Origin of the sequence: Streptomyces katrae (genome assembly GCF_000966975.1) — a bacterium.
In the GTDB taxonomy this organism is placed as follows: domain Bacteria; phylum Actinomycetota; class Actinomycetes; order Streptomycetales; family Streptomycetaceae; genus Streptomyces; species Streptomyces katrae.
Genome location: NZ_JZWV01001085.1, coordinates 1 through 3369, shown reverse-complemented (window position 1 = coordinate 3369; position 3369 = coordinate 1). Strand labels below are relative to the sequence as shown.

Here is a 3369-nt window from a genome sequence, read left to right as displayed (position 1 = left end):
CGCGTGTAGAGCCGGTGACGGCGCCGATCGCCGTCACCGGCCACCTCAGGCAGGAGCCTGGAGCCGAACCCCCTGGGTCATTTCCTGCGGCCCGGGTGGGAGAGCGCCTCTGCGAGCTGGTTGTGGTTCATGGACGAGCGGCCCGGGATGCCGGCCGCGGCCGCCTTCTCGTACAGCTCCGCCTTCGTCAGCGCCATCAGCTCCCGGCCCTTGGCCGCCGGTCCGGAGCGCGCCCGCTTCTTCGCGGCCGGCGCCTTCTTCCCGCCCGCCGCCCGGGAGCCGGGCGAGGTGGCCTTGTCGCCGGTGTCCTTGGGGCTTTGGGCCCGCTCGACGCTGGCGCGCAGGGCCTCCATGAGGTCGACGGCACCGGTCGGCTCCGCCTCCGGCTCGGCCTTCTCCACCGTCTGCCCGGCCGCCTTCGCCTTCACCAGGGCTTCGACCTTCTCGCGGAAGGAGTCGTGGAAGGCCTCCGGCTCCCACTCCATGGCCAGGGCGTCGATCAGCTGCATGGCCATCTTCACCTCCGCCGCCGTCGCCTCGACCTTCCCCGGCAGGTGGGGCACCTCGGCGTGCGGATCGCGCAGCTCGTCGGCCCAGTGCAGTGTGTGGAGGGTGAGCAGGCCCTCGGCCTCCTCCGCCTTCAGGGCGACCAGGCACTCCCGCCCGCGCATTACGAAGGTGGCGATGCCGGCTTTGTTCGACTCGGCCAGGGCGCGCTCCAGGAGGGCGTAGACCTTCCCGTACTGGACTCCCCGGGGCCCGAGGAAGTACGTCTTGTCGAAGAACACCGGGTCGACGTGTCCAGGTCGACGAAGCCCACCGGCAACGCCGGCCCGGCCCCGAGATGCCTCGGCCACGGCCCGGAACGGGATGACGGCCCGGGGCGAGGAGCCCTACGGGTCGGTCGCTGAGGCCGCGGCCCACGCAGGTGTCCTCCTCCAGCGCTACGCCGACGGAACCGTCGAGGCGCACGCCGAGTGCATCGAACCCCACCTCGACGCCGGGGGCGACCTCTTCGACTGCGACGGCCGCCCGCTCTGACTCACCAGGCATGCCCTGCCGGCGGGCCTCCGCGATGGCGGGGCCCACCCTCTGCCCCGGGCCGCCGCCACCCCGCTCGGCTGCTCCGCCCAGGTCGGTCTCCGTGCCGACCGTCTGAGACCCACCCGCGCGCCACCCCGCGGCCGGCAATTCTGCTGTTCTGCGGACAGCGTGGCCCGGGGTGCGAAATCGTCGGTGCAGGGCTGGCGATGGCGCGGGCCTCGGACGCGGGAGGGAATGCGTGGCCAGGGACGAGACGTGGACGAGTGAGGAGTACGGCCGGTCGCACGAGGGGCGGGTCGCGGTACTCCTCGCCGACGGGACGACGCCGAAGCCGGTGTACTTCGACGGGAACTCCAGTATCGGGGAGACGGTGCGGCACTGGAGCGTCTACGACGGCTCCGACTACCCCCAGCGGCCCCGGGCACACGCTCTGCGCGCGGAGTGCACGTGCGGCTGGACGGGGGAGTCCCACACGGTGGACTGGGAGGCAGCCGGCGACCTCCGCTTCCGCGAGCACGGAGACAGGACAGCCGGGCAGTGCCTGGACGACTGGGACAAGCACACCATCGCCGTAGGCGAAACCACGGTCCCTCTGCCTGCCGACCTGCTCGCCTTGCTGGAGGGCGTCACGGCCGCGATCGAGAGGCTCGGCGAGGACTCGCCGGTCGCCGCGGTCAAGGCCGCCCGCGAACTGGAGATCATCGCCTCACGCACCGCCCACTGGCCTGCCCACGAAGCCCGCGCCCAGGCCCCAGAGAAGGTAGCAGCCGCCCTCGGCCTGAACATTGACGAGACCCGCGCCCTGCTGGCCCGATTCGGCGGCTGGAACCGCTACCAGTAGGCCCCTGCCCGCGGGCCGGTGCCGCAGCGAGGATGACGAAGGCCGGCCGGTGCGCTGGGTCGTGGCCGGTCATCGGTCCCCGCTCGCTGGCCCGGATCTCATTGGAGTGGCGTCGGCTGACTGGGCTGTCGGAATTGCTGGGGCTGCCGCCCGAACGGCGGTGGTGCTTCACGGCCTGGCTGCGGTTGGTTGTGGGTCATGAGTTCCTGCGGATGCGACCAGGGCGTCACGGCTGGCCCTGGTGCCCTGGCGGCCAGTTTCCTGCGTCGGCACCAACTGCGGGGCACGGTCCCGCGCAGGAAGTGGCCGGACACGTTCATGATTCTGCAGCTGGTCTCTTGGGGCCTTGATAAGGACGGACCCGTTCTCGTCGACGTCTCCGAGACAGCGCAGAAGGCAGGGGTAAGTGTCGAGTACGTGCGGACCGAGATCGCTTGGCTGGTGGAGCACGAGTTCCTGGCGCTGGACGGTGACGTCGACGGGATGGTGCGGGTATGGGTGAACCCGGCGGTCGCGTTCATGCCCGGCACCGATCCGCGAGTTGCCGCTGCACGGCACCGGTTTCCGTACTTCGACACCGCCGAAGGCGGGATGAGCGCTGAGGAGCCGGTGGTCGTGTACGCGTACGAGCCCGAGCTCTGGAACGCGGTCTACGACGCACAGCGGGAGTTGTTTGAGGACCCACCCATCTTCCAGCCATGCCCAGCCCACGCCTGGTAGGGCTCGGCACCGGCTCGGTCCAGCCTCCGATGCGGACAGGGGCGTACCCTGCGCGCCCGTGTGAGCCGGCCTCGTATCTCTGCCGGGCTCCGTCCGCGGCGGGTGGAGGGAGTAGTAGTAGTCCTCGTTCGTCCTCATCGGGGACTGTAAATCGTTCGGTGTAACCCCCGATCAAGGAAGATGCACCGCGCTCACGGCGGCCGGGACATCCCCGATCCACTCCAAGGACGACGTAGTGGTTCTCCATCTACTTGGCGGGACACGGTCGGCGTGAACGCGTCCTCGCCCCCCTGACGCACCCCACCGCGCACTTCTCCCCCCACAGCCCCCCGATTCACCCGAGTGAGTGAACCGGAGCCCGTCCCCGCACTCCGGCGCGCACACCGAGGTCTCCGGCGAGCGCCCCACCGAGCGCGGCCCGCCGACGGGCCCCGTCTGCTTGCTGAGGCGTTTCTGCGGTGATTGCTCACACCCACCCGGGTGATCCGCGCACCAGACCATCGCCCGACCCCAGAACCGGCCGCTAGAACGCGGGCATGATCACCAACTTGAAGCGGGCCTTGTCCGCGCTCGCCCTCGCCGCCCTGCCGCTCCTCGCTACCGCCGCGCCCGCCCAGGCCGCCGACGGCACCAGCGGCCCACAGCCCACCTTCACCGTCGCGCCCGCGCTGGAGACCGCGACACTGACCGAGGGCATCGACCGAATCGCCGCCGCGCCCGAGTCCCGCGACGGCTACGTCCGCACCGCCTTCAAGCACTGGAAC

The 3369-nt window shown here is 71.0% G+C and carries 4 protein-coding genes and 1 pseudogene; 4 read left to right on the top strand and 1 reads right to left on the bottom strand.

Translation table 11 applies throughout. The annotated features are described in order from the left end of the window. Window positions 1–77: 77 nt before the first annotated feature. On the bottom strand, window positions 78–788 hold the full coding sequence (locus tag VR44_RS32685) for a Ku protein (RefSeq protein WP_052713940.1): 711 nt from the start codon (window positions 786–788) through the stop codon (window positions 78–80). 82 nt (window positions 789–870) lie between these two features. On the opposite strand from VR44_RS32685, the gene VR44_RS45505 reads away from it, so the two are divergent. The 4 genes and pseudogenes from VR44_RS45505 to VR44_RS32670 all read left to right on the top strand — a co-directional run. Further along, window positions 871–1041, top strand: coding sequence for a hypothetical protein (locus tag VR44_RS45505; RefSeq protein WP_157880482.1), 171 nt, complete (start codon window positions 871–873; stop codon window positions 1039–1041). Window positions 1042–1282: 241 nt separating this feature from the next. Further along, window positions 1283–1885, top strand: a complete 603-nt coding sequence (locus VR44_RS32680; protein ID WP_045951255.1) for a hypothetical protein — start codon at window positions 1283–1285, stop codon at window positions 1883–1885. 318 nt (window positions 1886–2203) lie between these two features. After that, window positions 2204–2605 (top strand): hypothetical protein, encoded by a 402-nt coding sequence (locus tag VR44_RS32675; RefSeq protein WP_045951254.1) that lies wholly within the window; start codon window positions 2204–2206, stop codon window positions 2603–2605. A gap of 536 nt (window positions 2606–3141) precedes the next feature. Then, window positions 3142–3369: pseudogene (locus VR44_RS32670) on the top strand (HNH endonuclease); the annotation flags it as partial.